This window comes from Plantactinospora veratri (genome assembly GCF_036421995.1).
Taxonomy (GTDB): domain Bacteria; phylum Actinomycetota; class Actinomycetes; order Mycobacteriales; family Micromonosporaceae; genus Plantactinospora; species Plantactinospora veratri.
Genome location: NZ_JAZGQL010000012.1, coordinates 69,048 through 91,818, shown reverse-complemented (window position 1 = coordinate 91,818; position 22,771 = coordinate 69,048). Strand labels below are relative to the sequence as shown.

Genomic DNA, 22,771 nt, shown 5'->3' with positions numbered 1-22,771 from the left:
CAAGCCGACCGGCCCGACCTCGGCCTACCGGGTGCCGGGACCTACGATCTGCCGGTGCGTACCAGGCTCACCTCCGCGCTGATCACGACGGCGCTGGTGGCCGCCGTCGGGCTGGCCGGCTGCGGCTCGTCGCCGGCCGAGCAGTCGGCCGCCCCGCAGTGGGCTCCGACGGCCGCCGGCACGGGTTCGGCGCCACCGCCACCGTCCGCCTCGCCCACCGGGTCGCCGACCGCGCGGCCGTCCGCCTCGGGCCGGCCGGTGCCGGCGCTGCCCCGACCGGGCAACCCGAAGGGCCGGGCCAGCGTCCCGGCCGAGGCCCGCGCGGTGAACACCGCGAAGCCGACCCGGGTGATCGGCACCGGTACCCCGGCGAGCTGCACCTCCGAGGCGGTGGTGGCGGCGGTCGCCAAGGGCGGCGTCATCACCTTCTCCTGCGGTCCGGCCCCGGTGACCATCACGATGAAGGCGACCGCGAAGATCCGGAACTCGACCGGGCCCCGGATCGTGCTGGACGGCGGCCGCAAGGTCACGCTCAGCGGCGGCGGCAAGCGCCGGATCCTCTACATGAACACCTGCGACCAGGCACAGGGCTGGACCACCTCGCACTGCCAGGACCAGGATCACCCGCAGCTCACCGTGCAGAACCTCACCTTCGCCGACGGCAACTCGACCGGTGAGCGGACCGAGGGCGGCGGTGGCGGTGCCATCTTCGTCCGGGGCGGGCGGTTCAAGGTGGTCAACTCGCGGTTCGTCCGCAACCGCTGCGACCAGACCGGCCCGGACCTGGGCGGCGCGGCGATCCGGGTACTGAGCCAGCACAGGGGCCTGCCGGTGTACGTCGTCAACAGCACCTTCGGCGGCGCCGCCGGACAGGGCGGCAGTTGCGCCAACGGGGGCGCGCTGAGCAGCATCGGGGTTTCCTGGGTGGTGCTCAACAGCGTGCTGACCCACAACCGGGCCGTCGGCCGGGGCGCCAACCCGGCCCGGGGCGGTACGCCCGGCGGCGGCAGCGGCGGCGCCATCTACACCGACGGCAACCGGTTCGCCGTGACGATCGCCGGCAGCGTCGTGACGGACAACCGGGCCAACGAGGGCGGCGGAGCGGTCTTCTTCGTCAGCAACGACCGGACCGGGACGATGCGGATCGAAAGTTCGACGCTGCGCCGCAATCCCAGCGACGGGTTCGAGACACGTGGTCTGCCCGGCATCTTCTTCCTCGGTGCCCGCAACCCCACCGTCACCGGCTCCACCCTGCGCTGACGGCCGGACGAACTGGATAATGGACCGATCATGGCCGAACGAAGCCTCGTCCTGCTGGACACCGACATCGGCAACGACATCGACGATGCCGTCTGCCTCGCGTACCTGCTCGCGCAGCCCGACTGCGACCTGCTCGGCATCACCACGGTCAGCGCCGAACCGGCGGCCCGGGCGGCGCTGGCCAGCGCACTGTGCCGGGCGGCCGGACGAAGCGTGCCGATCTACCCCGGAGCCGCCGAGCCGCTCGCGAGTCCGCCGGTGCAGGGCCCGCCGCCGCAGGCCGCCGCGCTGGCCCGGTGGGAGCACGAGACCTCGTTTCCGACCGGCGCGGCGGTGGAGTTCCTGCGGCAGACCATCCGCGCCCATCCGGGCGAGGTGACCCTGCTGGCGATCGGCCCGCTGACGAACGTGGCACTGCTCTTCGCGGTCGACCCGGAGGTTCCCGCGCTGCTGCGCTCGCTGGTGCTGATGGGCGGCGCCTTCACCTCCGTACCCGGCCCGGAGTGGAACATCCACTGCGACCCGTACGCCGCCGCCCGGGTCTACGCCACACCGGTGCCGGTGCACCGCTCGGTCGGCCTGGACGTCACCACCCGGGTGCGGATGGACGCCGACGCGTTCCTGGAGCGGTGCGCCAACCCGCTGCTGCGGCCGGTCGCCGACATGGCGGCGTCCTGGTTCGCGGAGCGGCCGGAGGTCACCTTCCACGACCCGCTGGCCGCGATGACGCTCTTCGCACCGGCGCTGTGCACCTTCGCCCCGGGCGGGGTCGCCGTCGACACCGGCGGCGGGCCGGCCGCCGGGAACACCACCTTCCGGCCGGCGGCCGGCGGGAACAGCCCGGCTGCCGGGTCGGCGCCGCACGAGGTCGCCGTCGAGGTACGCCCGCGGGCCGCCCTCGACCACTACTTCGAGGTGGTCGACGCCGCCGGCTGAGCACTCCCCCGGCAGGGGCGGTGGTCGACGGTCAGGCCGGCACTGTCCAGAGTGGATCGCGTCGGGGTGCGGCGTCGAGCCTGTTCGCGATGGCCCGGTACGCCGGCTTGGCCGCGAGTTCGTCGTCGTAGGCGAGCGGCCGGCGGGGCGCACCGTCCTCACGCGGGTAGTCCTCCTCCAGCCAGGTGTAGCGGTCGGTTAGTCCGAACGCCATCACCGCCTTCACCGCGCGGTGCGAGAGCGCCACGTCGAGGTATCGCCGGTAGACGTCGGCGACGGCGGCGTCCCGGACGGTGACGTCGGCGGGCAGGCCGTCGTCGAGTACGTCCAGTTCGGTGATGAGGATGTCCAGTCCCCGGTCGGCGACCTCGGAGAACCAGTTCAGGTAGGCCCGGGCCGCGAAGCGGTCGGCGAACCGGTCGGCGAGCAGGTGTGCCTGCACCCCGAGGGCGTGCACCGGGACGCCGTCGGCGAGTAGCCGGTCGATGACCTGGAGGGTGGCCCGGCGTCGGGGGCCGGGTTCGTCGCCGTACTCGTTGACGGTCTCGAAGCCGAACTCGTTGAGTACGAGCACCGCCGACGGGTCGGCGTCGTGCGCGACCTGGAACGCCTCGGCGACGTACGACGGCCCGATCGTCTCCCACCACGGCACGTCGGTGCGGAATCCGCGCTGCCCCTCGGGGCTGGTGACCTCGTTGGCCACGCTCCAGGCGTCGACCCGGCCACGGTAGCGCTTGACCACCGCCTCGGCGGTGCCGAAGAGCAGTTCCCGGGCCTGCTGCTCGCCCATGCCCCAGAGGTCGTCCTCGGTCCAGCCCTCGCCGAAGCCCTCGTCCCAGACCAGGTGTGCGCCGAAGACCCGCATCCGCTGGCTCTCGGCGTACCCGATGATCTGGTCGGCGTAGCTGAAGTCGAGTTCGGCGTCCGGGGTGGGCTTGAGCCGGTACCAGAGCAGGTCGTCCTCGGTGAAGAGCAGGGTCGCCTCCCGGCCGACCAGGTCGAGGTAGTCGGTGTCGGGCATGTGCCAGGTCGCCAGCGAGGTGCCGAAGGCGAGGCCGTTCGGCCTGGCGAGTTTCCACAGTGGCGGGTGGGGTGCGCGGGGTCGGCTGCCGGGTCCGGCGGAGGCCGGGCCGGTGACGCCGAGGGCACCACTGGCCAGGCCGGCGGCTCCGGCCGCGCCGAGGATCAGGGATCGGCGGGACAGGGTGGTGTCGTTCATGGGATTGCCCTCCTCGCAGGGACGGTGCTGGGACGGTGCCTCGGGAGTTGCAAAACGATTTGTTCGACGTGTGGCAGGAGCCTACGGCCGGCCCGCAGTGGCGGCAAGGGACCGGCAGCGGATCTGTTGCCCGGCTCGTCGACGACCGGTTACGCTGCCCGCGACCCGTAGCCAAACGTTTTGCATACCGGAAGGGGTCCAGCGTGAGTCGGCTTTCCCTGGGGGTGATCGGACTGGGTGAGGTGGCCCAGGTCGTCCACCTCCCGGTCCTGCGGTCGCTGCCCGAGCTCTACGACGTCACCGCCGTCTGCGACATCTCCCCCGGCCTGCTCGACCGGGTCGGCGGCGCATACGGCGTACCGCACCGGCACGCCGACTTCACCGAGATGCTCGACCGGAACGACCTGGACTGCGTACTCGTGCTCAACAGCGACGAGTACCACGCCGAGGCGGTGGTCGCGGCGCTCGACCGGGGCGTGCACGTGCTGGTGGAGAAGCCGATGTGCCTCAGCCCGCGGGAGGCGGAGCGCATCATCGCCGCCCGGGACCGCTCCGGCGCATGCGTCATGGTCGGCTACATGCGGCGGTTCGCCCCCGCCTTCGTCGAGGCGACCCGCCGGATCGGCGAACTGGGCCAGATCAACTACGTCCGGGTGCACGACATCATCGGCCGCAACCAACTGATCATCGACCAGACGGTGCGGGTCGACCGCCCGACCGACATCCCCCGCTCGGCGGTCGAGGCGCGCTGGGCCAGGGGCCGGGCCCTGGTCGCCGACGCGCTGGGCGAGGTGCCCGAGGTGCTCGCCGGGGCGTACCGGCTGCTCTGCGGGCTGGGCAGCCACGACCTCTCGGCAATGCGCGAGCTGCTCGGCCGCCCGCGCGGAGTGGCCGCCGCCCGGCAGTGGCGGGACGGCCGCTTCCTCGCCGCGCTGCTGGAGTACGACGACTTCCTGGTCACCTACGAGACCGGCGTCGACTCCCAGCTCCGGTTCGACGCGCACATCGAGGTCTACGGCGAACACGCCTGCATGCGGGTGCAGTACGACACCCCGTACGTCCGGCACTTCCCCACCACCCTGGTCATCGAGGAGACCCGGGGCGACGGACTGCACCGGTCGGTGTCCCGCCCGCACCTGAAGGACCCCTACACGCACGAGCTGGAGTACTTCCACGAGATCGTCACCAGGGGCGGTCAGCCGAAGACCGGACCGGAGGACTTCGTCGAGGATCTGGAACTCTTCGCCGAGCTGATCCGGGTGATGGCGGCCCAGCCGGAGAGCCGGCCGTGAGGCAGAGCCGAAGATAGGTCGAGTCCCGCCGGGGATAGTCGCCGCGCCGGTCCCGGCCACTCGCCTAGCGTCGGATCCGACGAGGTCACCGCCCGAGACGGCGGCCACGACCGGTCGCCACCCCCGGGCGACCGACGGCAAACAGGAGGTGTTCGGTGTGCTGACCGCACAGGATGTCGACTTCTACCAGACCAACGGCTACTACCTCAACCGCGACCAGCTCTTCTCCGCCGAGAAGCTGGACGCGCTCGAACAGATCTTCACCGAGCATCTCGCCGACAGGGGGGAGAAGCTCTCCGACGAGCTGGACACCCCGCACTTCCGCGACCCCCGCCTGCTGGACTTCCTCCTCGCCGACGAGGTGCTGGACCTGGTCGAGCCGCTGGTCGGGCCGGACATCGCGCTCTGGACCAGCCACTTCATCTCCAAGGACCCGCTGGTCGGCCGGGCCACCCCCTGGCACGAGGACAGCGCCTACTGGAACGGCCGGCTCAGCGAGTACGACCGGATCGTCACCGTCTGGCTCGCGCTCGGCCCGAGCAACCGGGAGAACGGCTGCATGCGGGTCATCCCGGGCAGTCACGACGGCGGCGGCTTCTCCGAGTACGTGCCGACCGACAAGACCGTGCAGACCTTCCACGCCGAGATCCCCGGCGTCGACGAGAGCCGGGCGGTCTACTTCGAGCTGGAGCGCGGGCAGTGCTCGCTGCACGACGGGCGGATCATCCACGGCGCCCGCCCGAACACCAGCGACGTCCGCCGGACCGGCTACACGATGCGGTACTTCCCGGCCTCGGTGAAGGTGCTGCCGGTGCCGGAGAACGAGGGCTGGCAGATCTGGCTGGCCCGGGGCCGGGACAGCGCCGGCAACACCTACCAGCCGGACCCGCGGTGAGGCTCGGGCTGCTCACCGCCTGCCTGCCCGGCGAACCGCTCGACGCGATCGCCGGGTGGGCGGCCGGGCACGGCTACCGGGGGCTGGAGGTGGCCGCCTGGCCCCGCGAGCCGGACCGGCCGTGGCAGGCGAGCCACCTCGACGTCGACGGCTTCGACGCGGGCGCGGCGGAGCGGGTCCGCGCCCTGCTGGACGGGCACGGCCTCACCGTCTCGGCGGTCGCCTACTACGAGAACAACCTGCACGCCGACCCGGCCACCCGGGAACGGGTGCACCGGCACCTGCGCCGCTGCGTGGACGCCGCCGCGCTGCTCGGCTGCGAACACGTCGGCACCTTCGTCGGCCGGGACGTCACCCGGACGGTGACCGAGAACCTGCGGCTCGGCGCGGAGGTGCTGCCGCCGCTGGTGGCGTACGCGGCGGACCGGGGCGTACGGCTCGTCGTGGAGAACTGCCCGATGGAGGGCTGGCACCCGGACGGCTACCCGGCCAACCTGGCGTACTCGCCGGAGCTGTGGGACTGGCTGGGCGGGCTCGGCCTCTTCCTCAACTTCGACCCGTCCCACCTGGTCTGGCTCGGCATCGACCCGGTCGCGGCGCTGACCGGGCACCTCGACCTGGTCCGGCACGTGCAGGCGAAGGACGTCCAGGTCGACCCCGCCGCCCGGAACCGGTTCGGGGTCTTCGGCCAGCTCGTCGGCAAGCCGTCGGCGTGGAGCAGCGGCTGGTGGCGGTACCGGGTCCCCGGCCTCGGCGAGGTGGACTGGCGCCGGCTGGTCGACGTCCTCTACGAGGGCGGATACTCCGGCTTCGTCTCGGTGGAACACGAGGACCCGGTCTGGTCCGGTACGCCGGAACGGGTCCGGCAGGGCCTGGTGATCGCCGAACGCACCCTCAACCCGCTGCTGGTCGCCTGAGACCGGACCGCCGGCACCGCACCCACCCCCCCCCACCCCAGCGCAAGGAGCCCGAGGCATGCAACGTGGCGTGTACTTCGACGCCTGGTTCCCCCGACAGCACTGCTACCACCCGAGCCTGCCACCCCGACGGCTCCGGATGATCGACGACCTGGTCGACTACCGGGCCACCACCCTGGTCTGGGCCTCCCTCGGCGGCGGCTCGATCTCGCTGCCCTACCTGGAACAGGAGGCGTTCGGCCCGGTCGACGCGCGGGCCCGGTTCTACGGCTTCGTCAACGACAGCGAGTTCATCGCCGCCGCCCAGGCCCGGGGGATCAAGGTCTTCGGGATCATCTTCGAGGCGCAGGGCTGGGAGTTCCCTGTCGAACTCTCCGCCTCCGAGGACGAGATCCTCGCCCTCAACGAGCTGCGCGGGGTCGGGCACCGGGACTGGCTCGGGCTGCGGGAGTTCGGCCAGAACCGCTACCCGTTGCTCTGGAAGCCGGTCGAGCACTATTTCCCGGGCGGCCTGGTCAACAGCGACGGCGAACCGGTCACCGACCTGATCGAGGAGTGCTGCGCCCGGGACATCCGGCAGACCGCCCTGCACGCCCGCTGGGTCGAGTGCCCGGACCGCGAACACCAGTGCTTCTACATGGACCGGAACAACCCGGTCTGGCGGGAGTACCTCAAGGCGGTCATCCGGATCCAGATCGACGCGGGCGTGGACGGGGTACAGCTCGACGAGACGGAGTTGCCGCTCGGCTCACTCCAGTACGGCGGCTGCTTCTGCAAGGACTGCATGAAGGGCTTCCGGGCGTACCTGGCCGCGCTGCCGCCCGCCGAACGCGACCCGCTGCTCGACGGGGTCGACCTCGACACCTTCCACTACGGCGACTGGCTGCTGGAGCGCGGCTACGACTTCACCGACCGGCACGACGCGACACCGCTGTTCGGGGCGTACTACCGGTTCCAGTGCGACGCGATCCGCCGGCACTTCGCCGAGCTGGCCGCGCACGCCCGGTCCTACGCGGCGAGCAGGGGACGGAAGGTGCTGGTCTCCGGCAACTTCTTCAACATGGACCCGCAGTACCTCGGGCTCGCCGACGACGTCGACGTGATCGTCACCGAGATGCGCAACACCACGTACCGGCAGCCGGAGTGGTACCGCTACGTCGCCGGCTTCGCCGGGGACAAGGACGTCATCGTGGTGGAGAACCCGTACGGCGGGGTGGTGCCCGAGCTGGTCGAGCTGCTGAAGAACGGCCGGGGGCACGACCTGTTGCGGCTCTCCTGCTACGAGGCGGCGGCGTTCGGGGTGAACATGGCGGTGCCGTACGGCTCCTGGATGGGCGCGACGATCGAGGACTCCTTCTACGCCCCGCACGAGCTGGCGGCCGAGATCCAGGGCTTCCTCGCCGACCGCGAGCGGCTCTTCGCCCGGGGCAGCCGCAACGAGGTGGCGGTGGTCTACAGCGTGGAGAGCAACCGGGACCTGGTGGCCCGGGCCGACATCGGCGACAACCTGCGCAACGCCCGGGACGAGAGCGTGCGGGTGCCGTACCGGGAGGTGACCTCGGCGCTGGCCGGCGCCGCCGTACCCTTCGACGTGCTGCTCTTCCCCGACGACCGCACGGCGCCGGACCGGCTCACCGCCGACGTGCTGCGGCGCTACGCCACAGTGCTGCTGCCGGCCTGCACCCACCTGACCCCGGCCCAGCTCGCGGCGGTGCGCGGCTACCTCGACGGCGGCGGCCGGGTGGTCCGGGTCGGCGGGCTCGGCGACAACCTCGGCGACGCGGACCGGGCGGCGCTGCTCGGCCATCCGGGGCTGACCGGCTCGACCTCGGACGACCTGGCGACGCTGCTGCCGCACGGCCGGCAGGTCGAACTCGCCGCGCCCGCCGGCACCGGCTCGGTCGCGGCCAACATCGCCGGCCTGGCGGACGGGTCGGCCGCCGTCCACCTGGTCAACTACGACTACCGGAGCGAGGACGACCGGGTACGCCCGGTCGCCGACCTGGAGCTTCGGGTACGGCTGCCGGAGCGGCTGCCGGCGGCCACCGCGTACGGCTGCGACGGCACGGTCACCCCGCTCGACGTACGGGTCGACGGCGCCGGGTTCCACGCGGTACGGCTCGACGCGCTCGGCCCGTACGCCGTCGTCGTCTTCGCAGCGGACTGAGCAGGGGGGTGCAGGGATGCGGATAGCGGTGTTGACCGGTCCGGAGCGGTTCGAGATCGCCGAGGTACCGCCGCCGGAGATCGGCCCGGACGAGCTGCTGGTCCGGGTCGCGGCCAGCGGGGTCTGCGCGTCGGAGCTGGCCACCTGGGCCGGTGATCCGCCGGTCGACTACCCGCGCCACCTCGGCCACGAGGTGAGCGGCACGGTGGCCGCGGTCGGCGCCGACGTCGACTCGTTCGCCGTCGGTGACCCGGTCGGGGTCTGGGTCACCTCGCACGGCTTCGCCGAGTACGTGGCGGCGAAGGCCGCGCACTGCCGGCCGGCCGGCGACGTACCCCTGGCCGAGGTGCTGGCCGAGCCGCTGGCCTGCGCGGTCAACGCGGTGGAGGAGGCCGACGTGCGGCTCGGCGACGACGTGGTGCTGATCGGCGCCGGCTTCATGGGCAACCTGGTGCAGTCGCTGGTCCGGCTGCGCGGGGTGCGGCAGCTCGTGGTGGCCGACACCCGGCCGGACGCGCTGGACCGGGCCAGGGCGCTCGGCGCGACCCGGGTGGTGGACGTCCGGCACGAGTCGCTGGCCGAGGTGGTCGGCGAGCTGACCGGCGGGCGCGGCGCCGACCTGACGTTCGAGTGCACCGGCGGGCAGGCGGCGCTGGACGCGGTCGGCAAGGTGACCCGGATGAGCGGCAGGATCGTGCTGGTCGGCTTCCACCAGGGGGCGCCGCGCCAGATCAACCTGGCGCACTGGAACTGGATGGCCTTCGGCATCGTCAACGCGCACTACCGGGACGTCGGCACCATCATGCGCGGGATGACGGTCGGCATGCGGCTGCTCGTCTCCGGGGCCGTCTCGCTGCGCGGCCTGGTCACGCACCGGTTCCCGCTGGCGGAGGTCGACGCCGCGTTCCGGGCCGCCCGGGAGAAGCCGCCGGGCTTCGCGAAGGCGACGGTGACGTTCGACTGAGCCTGCTCGAAGCGGGTCACTGCCTGCTCGAAGCGGGTCACTGCCTGCTCGAAGCGGGTCGCTGATCGCTCAGGCGGAGCGCCGGACCACCAGGGGGCAGGGCAGCACGATGGTCCGGCCCTCCCCGGTGTACTCGCCGGTCATCCGGCTGAGCAACAGCTCACCGGCGCTCTGCCCGGTCTGGTACGCCGGGTTGCGCACGGTGGTGAGCGGCGGGTTGACGATGGTGGCGGCGTCCACGTCGTCGAAGCCGACCACGGCGATGTCGTCCGGCACGGTCAGGTCCCGCTCGTGTACGGCGTCGATGGCACCGATCGCGGTCAGGTCGTTGGCGCAGAACACCGCGTCCGGACGGCGGTCCGACGGCAGCGCCAGCAGCCGGTCCATCGCGGCCCGGCCACCCGGCCGGGTCCAGTCGCCGCGCACCATCAGCTCCGGCTGGACCGTGAACCCGTGCTCGCGCAGGGCCCGCCGGTATCCCTCGTCACGGGCCGAGCCGGTCGCCTCCGGCCCTTCGATCATGCCGATCCGGCGGGCGCCCCGCCGGATCAGGTGGCTCACGGCGGCGTGCGAGCCGACGCCGTCGTCCGGGGTGACCAGGTCGACGTGCGGGTCGTCGTCGAGGGCGCCGCCGACGCAGACGGCCGGGATGCCGAGGCCGGCCGGGCCGGTCCGCAGCTCGGCGGTGACGTCGCCGGCCGCCATCACCACCCCGTCCACCCCCCGGTCGCGTACGTCGGCCAGGAAGGCGTCCTCGCGTTCGGGGACGCCGTCGGTGTTGCAGACGTAGCTGCCGTAGCCGGCGCCGTCGACCGCGTCGGCGAGCCCTCGGGTGAGCACCGCGTAGAACGGGTTGGTGATGTCCGGTACGACCACGGCGACCATCCGGGACCGCCGGGTACGCAGGCTCCGGGCCACGTTGTTGGGGCGGTAGCCGAGCTGTCGGATCACCTCCCGGACGGTCTCCTGGGTGGCCTCGGCGACCCAGCGCTTGCCGGAGAGCACGTGGGAGACGGTGGTCGGACTCACCCCGGCCAGCTTCGCCACCTGGACCAGGGTCACCCGGGTCTCGTCGGGACCGGGTGCCGGCGGCCGTGTCTGCGACATCGACCTCGCCCTCTCGCGTCGTTGACCGCTGCGGTGTCGGTCCGTACCGTAGCAAAACGTTTTCCTGCGGGATCGACGGAGGAACCCGGATGACCCGACTCCTCGACCGGTACATGATCGACGGGCTGGTCGCCGACGGGCTGGTCCCGGGCGGTTCCGGCGTACAGGTGATGCGCCCGGACCTGCGGGACGTGCCGGCGCACTGGCACGACTACTACGAACTCGGCTACGTCCTCGACGGGACCGCCCGGCACGTGGTGAACGGGGTGTCCCGGCCGCTCCGGCCGGGCGGCGTCTTCCTGCTCACCCCCACCGACTTCCACGAGCTGCACGTTTCCTCGGCCACGCCGCTGAGCTGCTACAACGTCGTGATCGAGCCGGACGTGGCGGAGCGGTGGCTGGACCGGGCCCTGCCGGTCCCGGCCGGGGTCGCCGGGCCGCCCTGGCTGACCGACGACCCGTCGTTCGGCCCCGACTTCGACCGGCTCTGGCGCGAGTCCTCCGCCGGCCGGCGGCCGGGAGCGGCGGCGCTGGCCGACGCCGTGCTCGGTTGCATCCTGATCGAACTCGCCCGGCGCTGCGCGGAGCCGGTCGCGGCGGAGTCCGGTCCGGAGCCGCGCGGCGGTGCCGATCCGGCCGGCGGCGACATCCGGCGGGCGGTGCAGTACATCGAGCGACGGTTCCGCGAGCCGCTGACCCTGGCCGAGGTGGCGGGGTACGTGCACCTGTCGCCGAACTACTTCAGCGAGCGGTTCGGCCAGGTGGTCGGGGTCTCCTTCCAGTCCTATCTGCAGGCTCGCCGGCTGCGCTTCGCCCGGTCGCTGCTCGCCTCGACGGATCTCGGGGTCACCGAGATCTGCCACGCGGCCGGCTTCAACAGCCCGTCGCACTTCGGGCGGGCGTACCGGCGCCGGTTCGGTCAGGCGCCGTCGGCCGGGCGTAACCCGAGACCGTCACCGCCGGGCGAGCCGGGGTCGCCCGATCCGGGCTGACCGTGGCCGGTTAACCACCGATTACCAACCCGTTGCGTTTGTTACCCGAGATCTCTTGACATCCCTGGCCGGGCGGATGACCCTAGCCGCAGCATGCCAAACGTTTTGCACCTAGGTAGCCGTGACCCCACCACATTGGCGGCAACGACATAGGGAGCTGATCCGATGAAGCATCGCTCGCCCCGCGGAATCCTGGCGGTGGTCGCGACGGCCACCATCGCCGCCTCGGCCCTGGTCGGCTGTTCCAGCGGCGGTTCGTCCGCCACCGACCACGGTGCCGGCGAGGGACCGGTCCCCGAGCCGACCGCGCCGGTCACCATCTCGTTCGCCTCCTGGGTCGGCGAGCAGCCGGAGATGAAGAAGCTGGTCCAGCAGTTCCAGACCGAGCATCCCAACATCAAGATCGAACTACAGAACGTACCCGCCGAGGAGGCGAACGAGAAGCTGACCGCGCAGATCGCCGGGGGGAACCCGCCGGACGTGGCCTTCATCGACGCCAGCACCACGGCCAACTTCGCCTCCCGCAAGGCGCTGGTCAACCTCGACAACTACCTGCGGCGCAGCGAGATCGTGAAGGCCGACGCCTACGTACCGGCGTTCAAGACCTTCACCACCTACGACGGCAGCATGTACGGGCTGCCCTTCGACGGCGAGTCGACCGCGCTCTTCTACCGGACCGACCTCTTCGCCGCCGCCGGGCTGAGCGGCCCGCCCACCACCTGGGAGCAGTACGAGGCGGCGGCGAAGGCGCTGACCGACCCGGCGAAGCGGACCTACGGGCACGCGATGTTCGCCAGCTCGCCCGAGGCGGCGTACTACTGGTATCCCTGGCTCTGGCAGAACGGCGGCCACCTGCTCTCCGACGACGGCAAGGAGGTGCTGTTCAACAAGGCCGAGGGGAAGAAGGCCGCCGAGTTCTACGTCAACCTGGCGAAGTACGCCCCCAAGGACTACCTCAACTCCAACTCGTACGACGGCCGCCAGGCCTTCGCCAACGGTCAGGTCGGGATGTACGTCGCGGGCTCGTGGTTCGCCGGCACCCTCGCCGACGAGTTCCCGGCGATCGAGGGCAAGTGGGCCACGGCGCCGCTGCCGAAGGGCTCGGCCGGCTGCGGCACCACCATCGCCGGTGACGCCCTGGTCATCTTCAGCCAGAGCAAGCAGACCGACGCCGCCTGGAAGTTCATCGAGTTCCTCTCCAAGCCCGACAACGTCGCGCAGTGGACCTACAAGTCCGAGGACGGCACCACCCTCCCGCCGATCACCAGCCTGCTGGAGTCGCCCGACCTGGTGGCGACCAAGCCGGTGCTGAAGGGCTTCGCCGAGGCCATGCCGTGTGGGGTCAGCAACGTGGTCGCCAACCCCGACTGGCCGAAGATCGAGGAGGCCCTGAACGAGCAGCTCGCCAAGGCCATGTACGGCGAGCAGACGGCCGACCAGGCACTGGACGCGGCCGCGGCGGAGGCCGAGAAGATCATCAGGTGAGGAACCGGGCCGGCCGCCCTGCGCGGCCGGCCCGGCAACTCTTCGGGCAGGGAGGGCGAGCGAGGAATGGTGGTGGCAACGGTATGGCGGCGCTGACCGCATCCCGGACCCCGGCTCCGGACCGGAACGGGGAAACCCGTCGGCCCGGCCCGGGACCCGGCCGACGGCGACGCGGCGTACGGGGAACGCTCTGGCGGGCCTGGCGGGAGCGGTCGGCGTACGCCTTCCTGGCCCCCGGCCTGATCCTCTTCTCCGTCTTCACCGTCTTCGCGCTCGGCTTCGCCTTCTACCTGACGTTCCGGGAGTGGAACATCCTGGAGCCGGAGAAGCCCTTCGTCGGCCTGCAGAACTACCGGGACATGGTGCAGGACGAGGACTTCCGCCGTTCTATCATCAACACCGCCTACTTCACCGGCGCCTCGGTGCCGCTCGGCATGGCCGTCGGGCTCGGCGTCGCCCTGCTGCTCAACCAGCCGATCCGGGGTCGGGGCCTGCTGCGTACCCTCTACTTCCTGCCCAACATCACCCCGTTCGTGGTGGCGGCGATCGTCTGGAAGTGGCTCTACAACGGTGACTTCGGCCCGATCAACTTCTACCTGCTGAAGACCCACCTGATCAGGGAGCCGCTGGTCTGGCTCTCGGACAAGAACCTGGCGATGCCGGCCGTGGTGCTGATGAGCGTCTGGGCCAGCACCGGCTTCTCGATGGTGGTCTACCTGGCGGCCCTACAGGCCATCCCCCACCAGCTCTACGAGTCGGCCCGGATCGACGGCGCCGGGCCGTGGGCCCGGTTCCGCTACGTGACGCTGCCGATGCTGGCCCCCTCGACGCTGTTCCTGATGGTGATGGGCATCATCGGCTCGTTCCAGGTCTTCACCCAGATCTACATCATGACCGGCGGCGGCCCGGTCAACCGGACCACCACGATGGTCTATTACATCTACGAGGCCGCCTTCAAGTTCTACGAGATGGGGTACGCCAGCACCCTCGCCTACGGGCTGTTCGTACTCCTGCTGGTCTTCACGGCGATCCAGCTCCGGCTCTACCGGAAGGCGGACCTGTGAGTCGAGGAAACCGAGGAGCCGTCGTGACCACCAGCGTGCAGGACCCGCCACCCGCCCCGACCGGACCGGACCGGGTCCCGAGCCCGGCCTCCGGACCGGCCCGCCGGCCGGTGCTCGGACGCCGGCTCTGGCTCGCCGTCTGCTACCTGATCCTGGTACCCGGGGCGATCCTCTTCGTCGCGCCCTTCGCCTGGCTGGTCAGCGCCTCGTTCCAGCACGTCGGCGACATCTTCTCCTGGCCGCCGCAGTGGATCCCGGAGAATCCGACCCTCGACGGCTACAAGGGCTTCTTCGGCATCGGCAAGGCCGGCGAGCTGGCCCAGGGCAGCGAGGGCGCCTGGCGCTGGTTCCTGAACAGTGCCTTCGTGGCCACCTCGGTGACCCTGCTGCAACTGTTCTTCAACTCGCTGGCCGCCTACACCTTCGCGAAGCGGAAGTTCCCCGGCCGGGACGCGATCTTCCTGCTCTTCCTGGCCACCATGATGGTGCCGCCGCAGGTGACCCTGATCCCGAACTACCTGGTGCTCAAGCACATACCGTTCTTCGGCGGCAACGACGCGCTCGGCGCCGGCGGGCACGGCTGGCTCGACTCGTACTGGGGGCTGATCCTGCCCGGGGCGGTCAGCGCGTTCGGCATCTTCCTGCTCCGCCAGTACATGCTGGCGATCCCCGACGAACTGCTGGACGCGGCCCGGATCGACGGTGCCGGCGAGTTCCGGGTCTTCTGGCGGGTGGTGCTGCCGCTCTGCGGCCCCGCCCTCGCCGCCACGGCGATCTTCACCTTCACCTACGCCTGGGAAGACTTCCTCTGGCCGCTGATCGTCATCTCCAGCTCCGACAAATACACCGCTCCGCTCGGTTTGGCCCTGTTCGTCGTGAAGAATCGGACATCCTGGAACCTGCTGATGGCCGGCTCGGTCGTCGCCACCCTGCCCATGATCGTGACCTTCCTGGTGTTCCAACGCCGGTTCATCCAGGGCATATCGATGAGCGGACTAAAAGGATGACCGAGAACGGCAGCGGCCCGACCGGGGCGGAGAACGGCGCGACCAGGGCGCTGGTCGAGGAACTCCTGGGCGACGGCAACGGCGTGCTCCGGCTCGCGCCGGCCTTCGTCGCCCGCGACCTGGTCCCGCCCGGCCGGCGGCTCGGCCTCGCCGGGGACGCCTACGACCTCGGCGAGCGGGGCTTCGTCTGCGAACGCTGGCTCGGCTCGACCACCCGGGCCGACAACCGGATCGGCCCGCCCGACGAGGGGCTCGGCCACGTCGTCGACCGGGACGGGCGGCCCCGGCTGACGCTGCGGGACGCGGTACGGGCCGACCCGGCCGCGATCATGGGTACGGCCTACGCGGCGAGCCATCCGGAGGGGCTCGGCCGGCTCGCCAAGCTGCTCGACTACGGCGCGCGGATCCCGTACCACATCCATCCGCCGCAACGCTTCGCCGAGCTGGTCGGGCGGCGCTCGAAGGACGAGGCCTACTACTTCCCCGCCGGGGTGGAGACCGGCCCGCACCCGGAGACGTTCTTCGGGGTGCATCCGTGGATCGTCCGGGAGCGGGCGTACGACGTGCTGCTGCCGTACCTGGTCGACTGGGACAGTGACCTGATCCTCCGGCACTCCCGGGCCTACCTCCAGGTGCCCGACGACGGTTTCCAGGTACCGTCCGGGGTGCTGCACGGTCCCGGCACCGCGCTGACCGTGGAGCTACAGGAGGACTCCGACGTCTTCGCCATGTTCCAGGCGCTCAACGCCGGCCGGATCATCTCCAAGGAACTGCTCTTCAAGGACGTCCGGCCCGAGGACCGGCAGGCGCAGGGCGAGCGGGTCCCGCTCGGGTTCGTCGAGTGGGAACTCAACGGTGACCCGTACTTCTACGAGCACAACCACCTGGCACCGCGCCCGGTCGAGCCGACCGGCGCGGCCGACGGCGGCCAGGAGTGGTGGATCTTCTACAACACGCCGAAGTTCAGCGGCAAGAAGCTCGTGGTGCCGCCGGGACGGACCCACCGGTCGACGGAGCGCGGGGTGTACTCGATCCTGGTCTGGTCGGGTGACGGACGGTACTGCGGCCACGACGTACGCGGCGGCGACGCCGACCGGGACGAGCTGCTCGTCTCGCACGACGTGGCGACCGCGCCGCACCTGGTGGAGAACACCGGCGACGGGGATCTGGTGGTCTTCAAGTTCTTCGGCCCGGACGTCAACCACGACGCCCCGACGATCCCCCGGATCGCGCCGGCCTGACACCGGCTTGCTCCGCCGACTAGCGGCCGGGATTGACGTCTGGCTGCGTGTCCAGGTCGACGAAGCCGCACCACTGTCGAGGAGTGAACGTCAGGACCGGCCCGCGCGGGTCCTTGCTTGTCCGGACGAGGACCCGGCCGGGAAGGTTGTCGGCCACCTCGACACAGGTTCCGCTGTCGCTGCGAGTCGACTTGCGCCAGTTCGGGGCGGTGGTCAGGTCCATTTCTCAGCCGTCCTCATGATCAGTTCCAGGCTTCGCTCACCGGATAGAGCGTTGGCCGGATGGCCTCCCAGGCACCCTCGAGGCTTGTCAGCCCGAACCCAGATTGCATACTGTAGTCAGCATAACGCATACGGAAGGGCACGCCGCTGCCGCGTCGCCTCGGCGCCGCGCGGACGTCGTACGAGAAGGGAGCAGCCCGTGCGAGTTGCAGTGCTCGGAGCCGGCGCCATCGGCGCGTACGTCGGTGCGTCCCTGTGCCGGGCCGGGGTGGACGTCCAACTGATCGCCCGCGGCGCACACCTGGCCGCGCTGCGGGCACACGGGGTACGGGTGCACAGCCCCCGGGGAGACTTCTCGGCGCACCCGCACGCCACCGACGACCCGCGCGAGGTCGGCCCGGTGGACTACGTGTTCCTCGGCCTCAAGGCGCATTCCTACGCCTCGGCGGGGCCGCTGCTCGAACCGCTGCTCGGCCCGGGGACCGCCCTCATCGCGGGGCAGAACGGCATCCCGTGGTGGTACTTCCACAAGCTCCCGGGGCCGTACCAGGGCCAGCGGATCGAGGCCGTCGACCCGGGCGGGGCGACCTCGGCGGTGATGGCCCCGGAACGGGCGATCGGTTGCGTGGTCTACCCGGCCACCGTGATCGAGTCGCCCGGGGTGATCCGGCACCTGGAGGGGACCCGGTTCTCCATCGGGGAGCCGGACGGCACAATCTCGCAGCGGTGCCAGCGGTTCAGCGACGCGATGGTGGCCGGCGGGCTGAAGTGTCCGGTCGAGCCGCGGCTGCGGGACGATATCTGGATCAAGTTGATGGGCAACGTCTCGCTGAACCCGATCAGCGCCCTGACCAGGGCAACCATGGCGGAGATCTGCGAGAGCCCGGGCACCCGCCGAGTGGTCGAGCAGATGATGGCCGAGACGCTCGACATCGCCAACCGGGTCGGCAGCACGCCGGAGATCTCGATCAGCAAGCGGGTCGAGGGCGCCCGGCGGGTCGGCCACCACAAGACCTCGATGTTGCAGGACCTCGAGGCGGGCAAGGAGATGGAACTCGACGCGGTCGTCGCCGCCGTGGTGGAGATCGCCGACATCACCGGTGCGCCGGCACCCACGCTGCGCACCATCTACGCCGCGACCGAGCTGCTGGCCAAGACCATGGCCCGGCCGGCGCCGACCCCCAGCGCGACGGCGGCCTGACCGGTACGCCACCACCACCGGCGTACCGGCGAGACGCCGGGCAGGTATTGCACTGGTACTGCCGACAGAATACTGTATGCAGACCTCCTGACGGTCCTGCCGGGCACCGGGATCCGGTGCCGGTCAGCCGAGGGGACGCACCGGACGCACCGATCCCCGTCCCGGCCCGGCGATCTCGCCAATCCACAGGACAACTTCCCGACCTACGCCACTACCCGGAGGTCTGAACGCATGGCCAAGATTCCCTGCATGGACGCGGTCGTCTCGGTGCTCGCCTCGGAGGGCGTGGACATCGCCTTCGGCTGCCCCGGCGCCGCGATCCTGCCGCTCTACGCGGCGCTGCGGCGCAGCGACATCCGGCACCTGATCGTCCGGCACGAGGAGGGCGCCACCCACATGGCCGACGGCTGGGCCCGGACCAACGGCCGGGTCGGCGTCGCGATCGGCACCTCCGGCCCGGCCGGCACCAACATGATCACCGGCCTCTACACGGCACAGGCGGACTCGATCCCGATGGTCTGCATCACCGGCCAGGCGCCGACCAGCAAGCTGCACCAGGAGGCGTTCCAGGCGGTCGACATCGTCGAGATCGCCAAGCCGGTGACGAAGTGGGCGGTCCAGGTCAAGGAGGCCGCCCAGGCGCCCTGGATCTTCCGGGAGGCGTTCCGGATCGCCCGCTCCGGGCGCCCCGGACCGGTACTGATCGACCTGCCGATCGACGTGGCGCGGCAGGAGATCGAGTGGGACGCCTCGATCGACGCCCCGCTGCCGGTGCCCCGGGTCGAACCCCACCTGCCCCGGGTCGAGCGGGCCCTGGACATGCTGCTCGCCGCCGAGCGACCGCTGATCCTGGCCGGCGGCGGAGTGATCATCGGCGAGGCCACCGACCTGCTCCGGGAGGTCGCCGAGACGCTGAACATCCCGGTCCAGGTCACCCTGATGGGCAAGGGCGCGATCCCGGAGGACCACGACCTCTTCGCCGGGATGACCGGCATCCAGACCACCCAGCGGTGGGGCAACGCGTCCTTCCTGGAATCCGACCTGGTGCTCGCGCTCGGCGCCCGGTTCGGCGACCGGCACACCGGGGACCTGCCGACCTACCGGGGTGACCGCAAGTTCGTCCACGTCGACATCGAACCGACCCAGCTCGGCAAGGTGTTCGGCCCGGACCTCGGGATCGTCTCGGACACCGGTGCCTTCCTCGCCGCGCTGCTCGACGCCGTACGGCGCCGGGGGGTGCGGCGGGACCGTGCCGAATGGGTCTCGCTGGTCCGCAAGCTGCGCGAGACGCTGGTCCGCCGGGACGACTTCGACTCCGTACCGGTCAAGGCGCCCCGGGTCTTCAAGGAGATCAACGAGTTCTTCGGCCCGGACACCTACTTCGTCACGGCGATCGGCCTCTACCAGATCTGGTCCGGGCAGTTCCAGCAGGTCTTCAAGCCCCGGCACTACCAGGTCTGCGGCCAGGCCGGCCCGCTGGGCTGGGAGATCCCGGCGGCGATCGGGGTGAAGTCCGCCCGACCCGACGCCGAGGTGGTCGGGGTGGTCGGCGACTACTCGTTCCAGTTCCTGGTCGAGGAACTCGCGGTCGCCGCGCAGTACAACATCCCCTTCGTACTGGTGATGCTGAACAACGAGTATCTCGGGCTGATCCGGCAGGCGGAGATCGGCTACGAAATGAACTACGAGGTGGACATCCACTACGACGAGTACGGCACGGACAACGTCAAAATCATGGAGGCGTACGGCTGCGCCGGCCGCCGGGTGCTGCGGCCCGACGAGATCGCCGACGCCCTGGCCTGGGCCAGCAAGGAGGCCCGGCGGACCAGCCGTCCGGTGCTGGTCGAGGTGATGATCGAGCGGGAGGCGAACACCGCGCACGGGCTCTCCATCGCGCAGGTCAACGAGTTCGAGCCGGTGCCGGAGGTCGAGTACCGGGACGCGGTCTCGGGCTGAGCCGGCCCGGTGGTCCCGGGAGCGGGACCTGTGGCGGAGCGGAGCAAGCGCGTCCCGGCCTGCGGTCGGGGCGCGCTTGCCGTAGCGGCGGTCGCGGTCGGGTCCGACCGGTCAGGTCTGCTGCCCGATCCCCCGAACCACCCCGTCGGCCGGATCACGGAATCAGATCGCTGCCGGTCAATGCACCTTGCCGACAGAGAAGTGCATCTGGACTACTGTATGCTATAACCCACAATGGGGCGCCAGCGCCCGATCGATTCTCGCAGCCGGAGGTAGTCCATGACCGAATGGGGAGGCTCGGCCTCGCCCGCCGGCGGCAATGGTGGTCGACGACGGCTCGCCTCGGCCCGTCGCGAGCCACGGGCCGCCCGGCAGCCCCTGGAACGGCCCGCACCGCTGCGCCAGGCGGTCTACGACGTCATCGCTGAGATGATCATCAACCGCGAGCTGCGGCCCGGCGAGCACCTGGTCGAGAACGAACTCGCGGCCCAGCTCGGGGTCAGCCGGCAACCGGTCCGGGAGGCGCTGCAACGGTTGCAGAGCGAGGGCTGGGTGGACCTGCGCCCGGCGCTCGGCGCGTTCGTGCACGTGCCGACCGAGGAGGAGGCCGACCAGCTCCTCGCCACCCGTACCCTGCTGGAATCCGAGTCGGCCCGGCTGGCGGCCCGGCAGGCCACGCCGGAGCAGATCGAGCGGCTGCGCGAGCTGCAGGCCGCCGGCGAGAAGGCGCTGCACGACGACGACCAGGTGGAGCTGGTCGACGCGAACGCGGCGCTGCACGCGTACGTGGTGGAGATGTCCGGCAACAAGGTCCTCGCCGAACTGATCGCGATGGTCGACCGGCGGGTGCGGTGGTATTACTCCCCGATCGCCCGGTCCCGGGGCCGGGAGGCCTGGGACGAGCACGCGGAGCTGATCGAGGTGATCGCCAGCCGCAACGGCCGGCGGGCCGGCGAGCTGATGCGCAAGCACACCGAGCGCACCCGGGAGAGCTACCACCAGCGCCGCAAGGAGGCCGCCGAGCGGGAAGCGCTGGGCTGACCCGCTCCCCCGCACAGTCGCGCCGCACGTCCCGTCGACTCCCGACGGGACGTGCGGCGTTTCCGGCGGACCGCTGTCTGGGCGGTGGCCGGTGTCCTAACCCGGCCGGCACCCTTTCACAGCCGGATGGATTTCTTGTTCATGAACTCCTCGATGCCCGCCGGGCCGAGTTCCCGGCCCATCCCGGAGCGCTTGATCCCGCCGAACGGCAGGTCGGCCTGCGACCCTCCGGCGCTGTTCAGATACACCATGCCGGACTCGATCTGCCCGGCAACCCGGCGCAACCGCTCGGGATCCGTACCCCAGACGCTGGCGCCGAGCCCGAACGGCGAGTCGTTCGCGATCGCGACCGCTTCCTCCTCGGTCTCCGCGCGGAAGACCAGCACCACCGGGCCGAAGATCTCCTCGTAGTAGGCGTCCATGTCGCGGGTCACGTCGGTGAGTACGGTGGCTTCGAGATAGGCGCCGGGGCGGTCGATGCGACGTCCACCGGTACGCAGCGTCGCGCCCTGCCGGACCGCCTTCTCGACCTGACCGGCGACCTCGTCGGCCGCCGCGACCGAGGCCAGCGGCGGCAACTTCGTGGCGGGATCGCCGGGGTCACCCGGCAGATAGGTCTCGGCCACATGCGCGGTCAGCCGCTCGACGAACTCCTCGTAGATGTCGGCGAGCACGATCATCCGCTTCGGCGAGTTGCACGACTGCCCGCAGTTGCGCATCCGGGCGGTCGCGGTGGCCCGCACCGTCTGCTCCATGTCGTCGGTGTCCAGCAGGATCAGCGGGTCGGAACCACCCAACTCCAGGACGACCCGCTTCAGGTTCTTCCCGGCCTCGGCGGCGACCGAGATGCCCGCCCGCTCGCTGCCGGTCAGCGAAACCCCCTGGATGCGGGGGTCCGCGAGTATCCGCGGGACCTGCGCGCTGGACGCGAAGATGTTCACGTACACGTCCTCGGGCACCCCGGCGTCGTGCAGGATCCGCTCGATCGCGACGGCCGACCGGGGGCAGATCGAGGCATGTTTCAGCAGGATCGTGTTCCCGAGGACCAGGTTCGGTGCCGCGAACCTGGCGATCTGATAGCAGGGGAAGTTCCACGGCATGACGCCGAGCAGCGGCCCGATGGGGTTCTTGGTGATGACGGCCCTGCCACCCTTGATCTCCAGCGGCTCGTCGGCCAGCAGCGCGGGACCGTTGTCGGCGTAGTACCGGAAGATGTCGACGACGACGCCGATCTCACCGCGGCCCTCGTTGACCCGCTTACCCATCTCCAGCGTCATCGTCGCCGCCAGCTCGTCGGCGCGCTCGGCGAACAGGTCCGCCGCCCGGGACACGATGCTGGCCCGCTCGGCGACCGGCCGGCGCCGCCACGCCAGGTACCCACGGTGGACGCGCTCGATCGCCGCACGCACCTCCGCCTCGGTCGCGTTCTCGATCTTCTCGATCAGTTCACCTGTCGCCGGGTCGGTAACTGTGTACATAGGGATCCACGCCTCCGTTCTCTACCAGCGCTGTGCCGGGACACTCTGTGATTACGCCTGCATGCTGTGCACAGGCTTGCCGGATGCGAGGCTTCGCCGGCCGCCCGTACGGATCGGCACGGGCGGTCGGCATCCGGGCGGCGGTTCGCCGGGCGGCCCGACCACGATGCGGGGACGCCCTCCGCGCCACGGCGAGTACGCGATCGCGCATCGGCGGGGCGCCCACCCACGCCGCGGGTTCGTCGGAGCGGTGGCTGGAGTTGTCGTTGCTCAGGATGCGTGAGCCGGCCGAGGCAGCCGAGCGGGACGTTCGTCGGCGGCCGGGGC

19 protein-coding genes are annotated in these 22,771 nt (G+C 71.1%); 15 read left to right on the top strand and 4 right to left on the bottom strand.

Annotated features, from left to right (window positions below; translation table 11 throughout):
* The first annotated feature begins 54 nt into the window (after positions 1 to 54).
* Together V1634_RS17235 and V1634_RS17230 are read left to right on the top strand one after the other, a co-directional pair.
* A complete protein-coding gene (locus V1634_RS17235) occupies positions 55 to 1,260 on the top strand; it encodes a hypothetical protein (protein WP_331208851.1) in 1,206 nt (401 codons plus the stop codon).
* A 30-nt stretch (positions 1,261 to 1,290) separates the two neighbouring features.
* Positions 1,291 to 2,196, top strand: coding sequence for a nucleoside hydrolase (locus V1634_RS17230; protein ID WP_331208850.1), 906 nt, complete (start codon positions 1,291 to 1,293; stop codon positions 2,194 to 2,196).
* Positions 2,197 to 2,227: 31 nt separating this feature from the next.
* Here V1634_RS17230 and V1634_RS17225 read toward each other — a convergent pair whose 3' ends face one another.
* Positions 2,228 to 3,415, bottom strand: coding sequence for an endo-1,4-beta-xylanase (locus V1634_RS17225; protein WP_331208849.1), 1,188 nt, complete (start codon positions 3,413 to 3,415; stop codon positions 2,228 to 2,230).
* A gap of 203 nt (positions 3,416 to 3,618) precedes the next feature.
* On the opposite strand from V1634_RS17225, the gene V1634_RS17220 reads away from it, so the two are divergent.
* From V1634_RS17220 to V1634_RS17200, 5 genes are all read left to right on the top strand, one after another.
* A complete protein-coding gene (locus V1634_RS17220) occupies positions 3,619 to 4,707 on the top strand; it encodes a Gfo/Idh/MocA family protein (protein ID WP_331208848.1) in 1,089 nt (362 codons plus the stop codon).
* 157 nt (positions 4,708 to 4,864) lie between these two features.
* Complete coding sequence (locus V1634_RS17215) at positions 4,865 to 5,602, top strand: phytanoyl-CoA dioxygenase family protein (RefSeq protein WP_331208847.1); 738 nt, start codon at positions 4,865 to 4,867, stop codon at positions 5,600 to 5,602.
* Positions 5,599 to 6,519 carry a sugar phosphate isomerase/epimerase family protein gene (locus V1634_RS17210; RefSeq protein ID WP_331208846.1) on the top strand — a complete coding sequence of 307 codons (921 nt, stop codon included), beginning with the start codon at positions 5,599 to 5,601 and terminating at the stop codon, positions 6,517 to 6,519. Before V1634_RS17215 ends, V1634_RS17210 begins: the two co-directional genes overlap by 4 nt.
* Positions 6,520 to 6,577: 58 nt before the next feature.
* Positions 6,578 to 8,686: a hypothetical protein gene (locus tag V1634_RS17205; RefSeq protein WP_331208845.1), complete on the top strand. Its 2,109-nt coding sequence runs from the start codon at positions 6,578 to 6,580 to the stop codon at positions 8,684 to 8,686.
* Between the two features lie 16 nt (positions 8,687 to 8,702).
* On the top strand, positions 8,703 to 9,650 hold the full coding sequence (locus tag V1634_RS17200; protein ID WP_331208844.1) for a zinc-binding dehydrogenase: 948 nt from the start codon (positions 8,703 to 8,705) through the stop codon (positions 9,648 to 9,650).
* Positions 9,651 to 9,719: 69 nt separating this feature from the next.
* Here the strand turns inward: V1634_RS17200 and V1634_RS17195 are convergent, their stop codons facing one another.
* Positions 9,720 to 10,757 (bottom strand): LacI family DNA-binding transcriptional regulator, encoded by a 1,038-nt coding sequence (locus V1634_RS17195; RefSeq protein WP_331208843.1) that lies wholly within the window; start codon positions 10,755 to 10,757, stop codon positions 9,720 to 9,722.
* Positions 10,758 to 10,846: 89 nt separating this feature from the next.
* Between V1634_RS17195 and V1634_RS17190 the strand changes: the two genes are divergently transcribed.
* The 5 genes from V1634_RS17190 (at position 10,847) to V1634_RS17170 (ending at position 16,546) form a co-directional block, all read left to right on the top strand.
* On the top strand, positions 10,847 to 11,749 hold the full coding sequence (locus tag V1634_RS17190) for a helix-turn-helix transcriptional regulator (RefSeq protein WP_331208842.1): 903 nt from the start codon (positions 10,847 to 10,849) through the stop codon (positions 11,747 to 11,749).
* Between the two features lie 165 nt (positions 11,750 to 11,914).
* Positions 11,915 to 13,234 (top strand): ABC transporter substrate-binding protein, encoded by a 1,320-nt coding sequence (locus V1634_RS17185; RefSeq protein ID WP_331208841.1) that lies wholly within the window; start codon positions 11,915 to 11,917, stop codon positions 13,232 to 13,234.
* Positions 13,235 to 13,317: 83 nt separating this feature from the next.
* Positions 13,318 to 14,298, top strand: a complete 981-nt coding sequence (locus V1634_RS17180) for a carbohydrate ABC transporter permease (protein ID WP_331208840.1) — start codon at positions 13,318 to 13,320, stop codon at positions 14,296 to 14,298.
* A gap of 23 nt (positions 14,299 to 14,321) precedes the next feature.
* Positions 14,322 to 15,305 carry a carbohydrate ABC transporter permease gene (locus V1634_RS17175; RefSeq protein WP_331208839.1) on the top strand — a complete coding sequence of 328 codons (984 nt, stop codon included), beginning with the start codon at positions 14,322 to 14,324 and terminating at the stop codon, positions 15,303 to 15,305.
* On the top strand, positions 15,302 to 16,546 hold the full coding sequence (locus tag V1634_RS17170; protein ID WP_331208838.1) for a hypothetical protein: 1,245 nt from the start codon (positions 15,302 to 15,304) through the stop codon (positions 16,544 to 16,546). The genes V1634_RS17175 and V1634_RS17170 overlap by 4 nt, the downstream gene beginning before the upstream one ends.
* Positions 16,547 to 16,565: 19 nt before the next feature.
* On the opposite strand, the gene V1634_RS17165 is transcribed toward V1634_RS17170, so the two are convergent.
* Positions 16,566 to 16,769: a DUF397 domain-containing protein gene (locus tag V1634_RS17165; protein WP_331208836.1), complete on the bottom strand. Its 204-nt coding sequence runs from the start codon at positions 16,767 to 16,769 to the stop codon at positions 16,566 to 16,568.
* Positions 16,770 to 16,967: 198 nt separating this feature from the next.
* Between V1634_RS17165 and V1634_RS17160 the strand changes: the two genes are divergently transcribed.
* The 3 genes from V1634_RS17160 (at position 16,968) to V1634_RS17150 (ending at position 20,966) form a co-directional block, all read left to right on the top strand.
* Positions 16,968 to 17,969 carry a 2-dehydropantoate 2-reductase gene (locus V1634_RS17160; RefSeq protein WP_331208835.1) on the top strand — a complete coding sequence of 334 codons (1,002 nt, stop codon included), beginning with the start codon at positions 16,968 to 16,970 and terminating at the stop codon, positions 17,967 to 17,969.
* Positions 17,970 to 18,200: 231 nt separating this feature from the next.
* A complete protein-coding gene (gene gcl / locus V1634_RS17155; protein WP_331208834.1) occupies positions 18,201 to 19,925 on the top strand; it encodes a glyoxylate carboligase in 1,725 nt (574 codons plus the stop codon).
* Positions 19,926 to 20,204: 279 nt separating this feature from the next.
* Positions 20,205 to 20,966, top strand: coding sequence for a GntR family transcriptional regulator (locus V1634_RS17150; RefSeq protein ID WP_331208833.1), 762 nt, complete (start codon positions 20,205 to 20,207; stop codon positions 20,964 to 20,966).
* A gap of 116 nt (positions 20,967 to 21,082) precedes the next feature.
* Here V1634_RS17150 and V1634_RS17145 read toward each other — a convergent pair whose 3' ends face one another.
* Entirely contained in the window at positions 21,083 to 22,444 is a 1,362-nt protein-coding gene (locus V1634_RS17145; protein WP_331208832.1) for an NAD-dependent succinate-semialdehyde dehydrogenase, read from the bottom strand.
* Positions 22,445 to 22,771 lie beyond the last annotated feature (327 nt).

Coding starts and splice junctions, on each gene's coding strand:
- V1634_RS17230 (WP_331208850.1), top strand. CDS start 1,291: ATGGCCGAACGAAGCCTCGTCCTGCTGGACACCGACATCGGCAACGAC.
- V1634_RS17205 (WP_331208845.1), top strand. CDS start 6,578: ATGCAACGTGGCGTGTACTTCGACGCCTGGTTCCCCCGACAGCACTGC.
- V1634_RS17195 (WP_331208843.1), bottom strand. CDS start 10,757: ATGTCGCAGACACGGCCGCCGGCACCCGGTCCCGACGAGACCCGGGTG.
- V1634_RS17150 (WP_331208833.1), top strand. CDS start 20,205: ATGACCGAATGGGGAGGCTCGGCCTCGCCCGCCGGCGGCAATGGTGGT.
- V1634_RS17170 (WP_331208838.1), top strand. CDS start 15,302: ATGACCGAGAACGGCAGCGGCCCGACCGGGGCGGAGAACGGCGCGACC.
- V1634_RS17185 (WP_331208841.1), top strand. CDS start 11,915: ATGAAGCATCGCTCGCCCCGCGGAATCCTGGCGGTGGTCGCGACGGCC.
- V1634_RS17225 (WP_331208849.1), bottom strand. CDS start 3,415: ATGAACGACACCACCCTGTCCCGCCGATCCCTGATCCTCGGCGCGGCC.
- V1634_RS17180 (WP_331208840.1), top strand. CDS start 13,318: ATGGCGGCGCTGACCGCATCCCGGACCCCGGCTCCGGACCGGAACGGG.
- V1634_RS17190 (WP_331208842.1), top strand. CDS start 10,847: ATGACCCGACTCCTCGACCGGTACATGATCGACGGGCTGGTCGCCGAC.
- V1634_RS17145 (WP_331208832.1), bottom strand. CDS start 22,444: ATGTACACAGTTACCGACCCGGCGACAGGTGAACTGATCGAGAAGATC.
- V1634_RS17200 (WP_331208844.1), top strand. CDS start 8,703: ATGCGGATAGCGGTGTTGACCGGTCCGGAGCGGTTCGAGATCGCCGAG.
- gcl (WP_331208834.1), top strand. CDS start 18,201: ATGGCCAAGATTCCCTGCATGGACGCGGTCGTCTCGGTGCTCGCCTCG.
- V1634_RS17165 (WP_331208836.1), bottom strand. CDS start 16,769: ATGGACCTGACCACCGCCCCGAACTGGCGCAAGTCGACTCGCAGCGAC.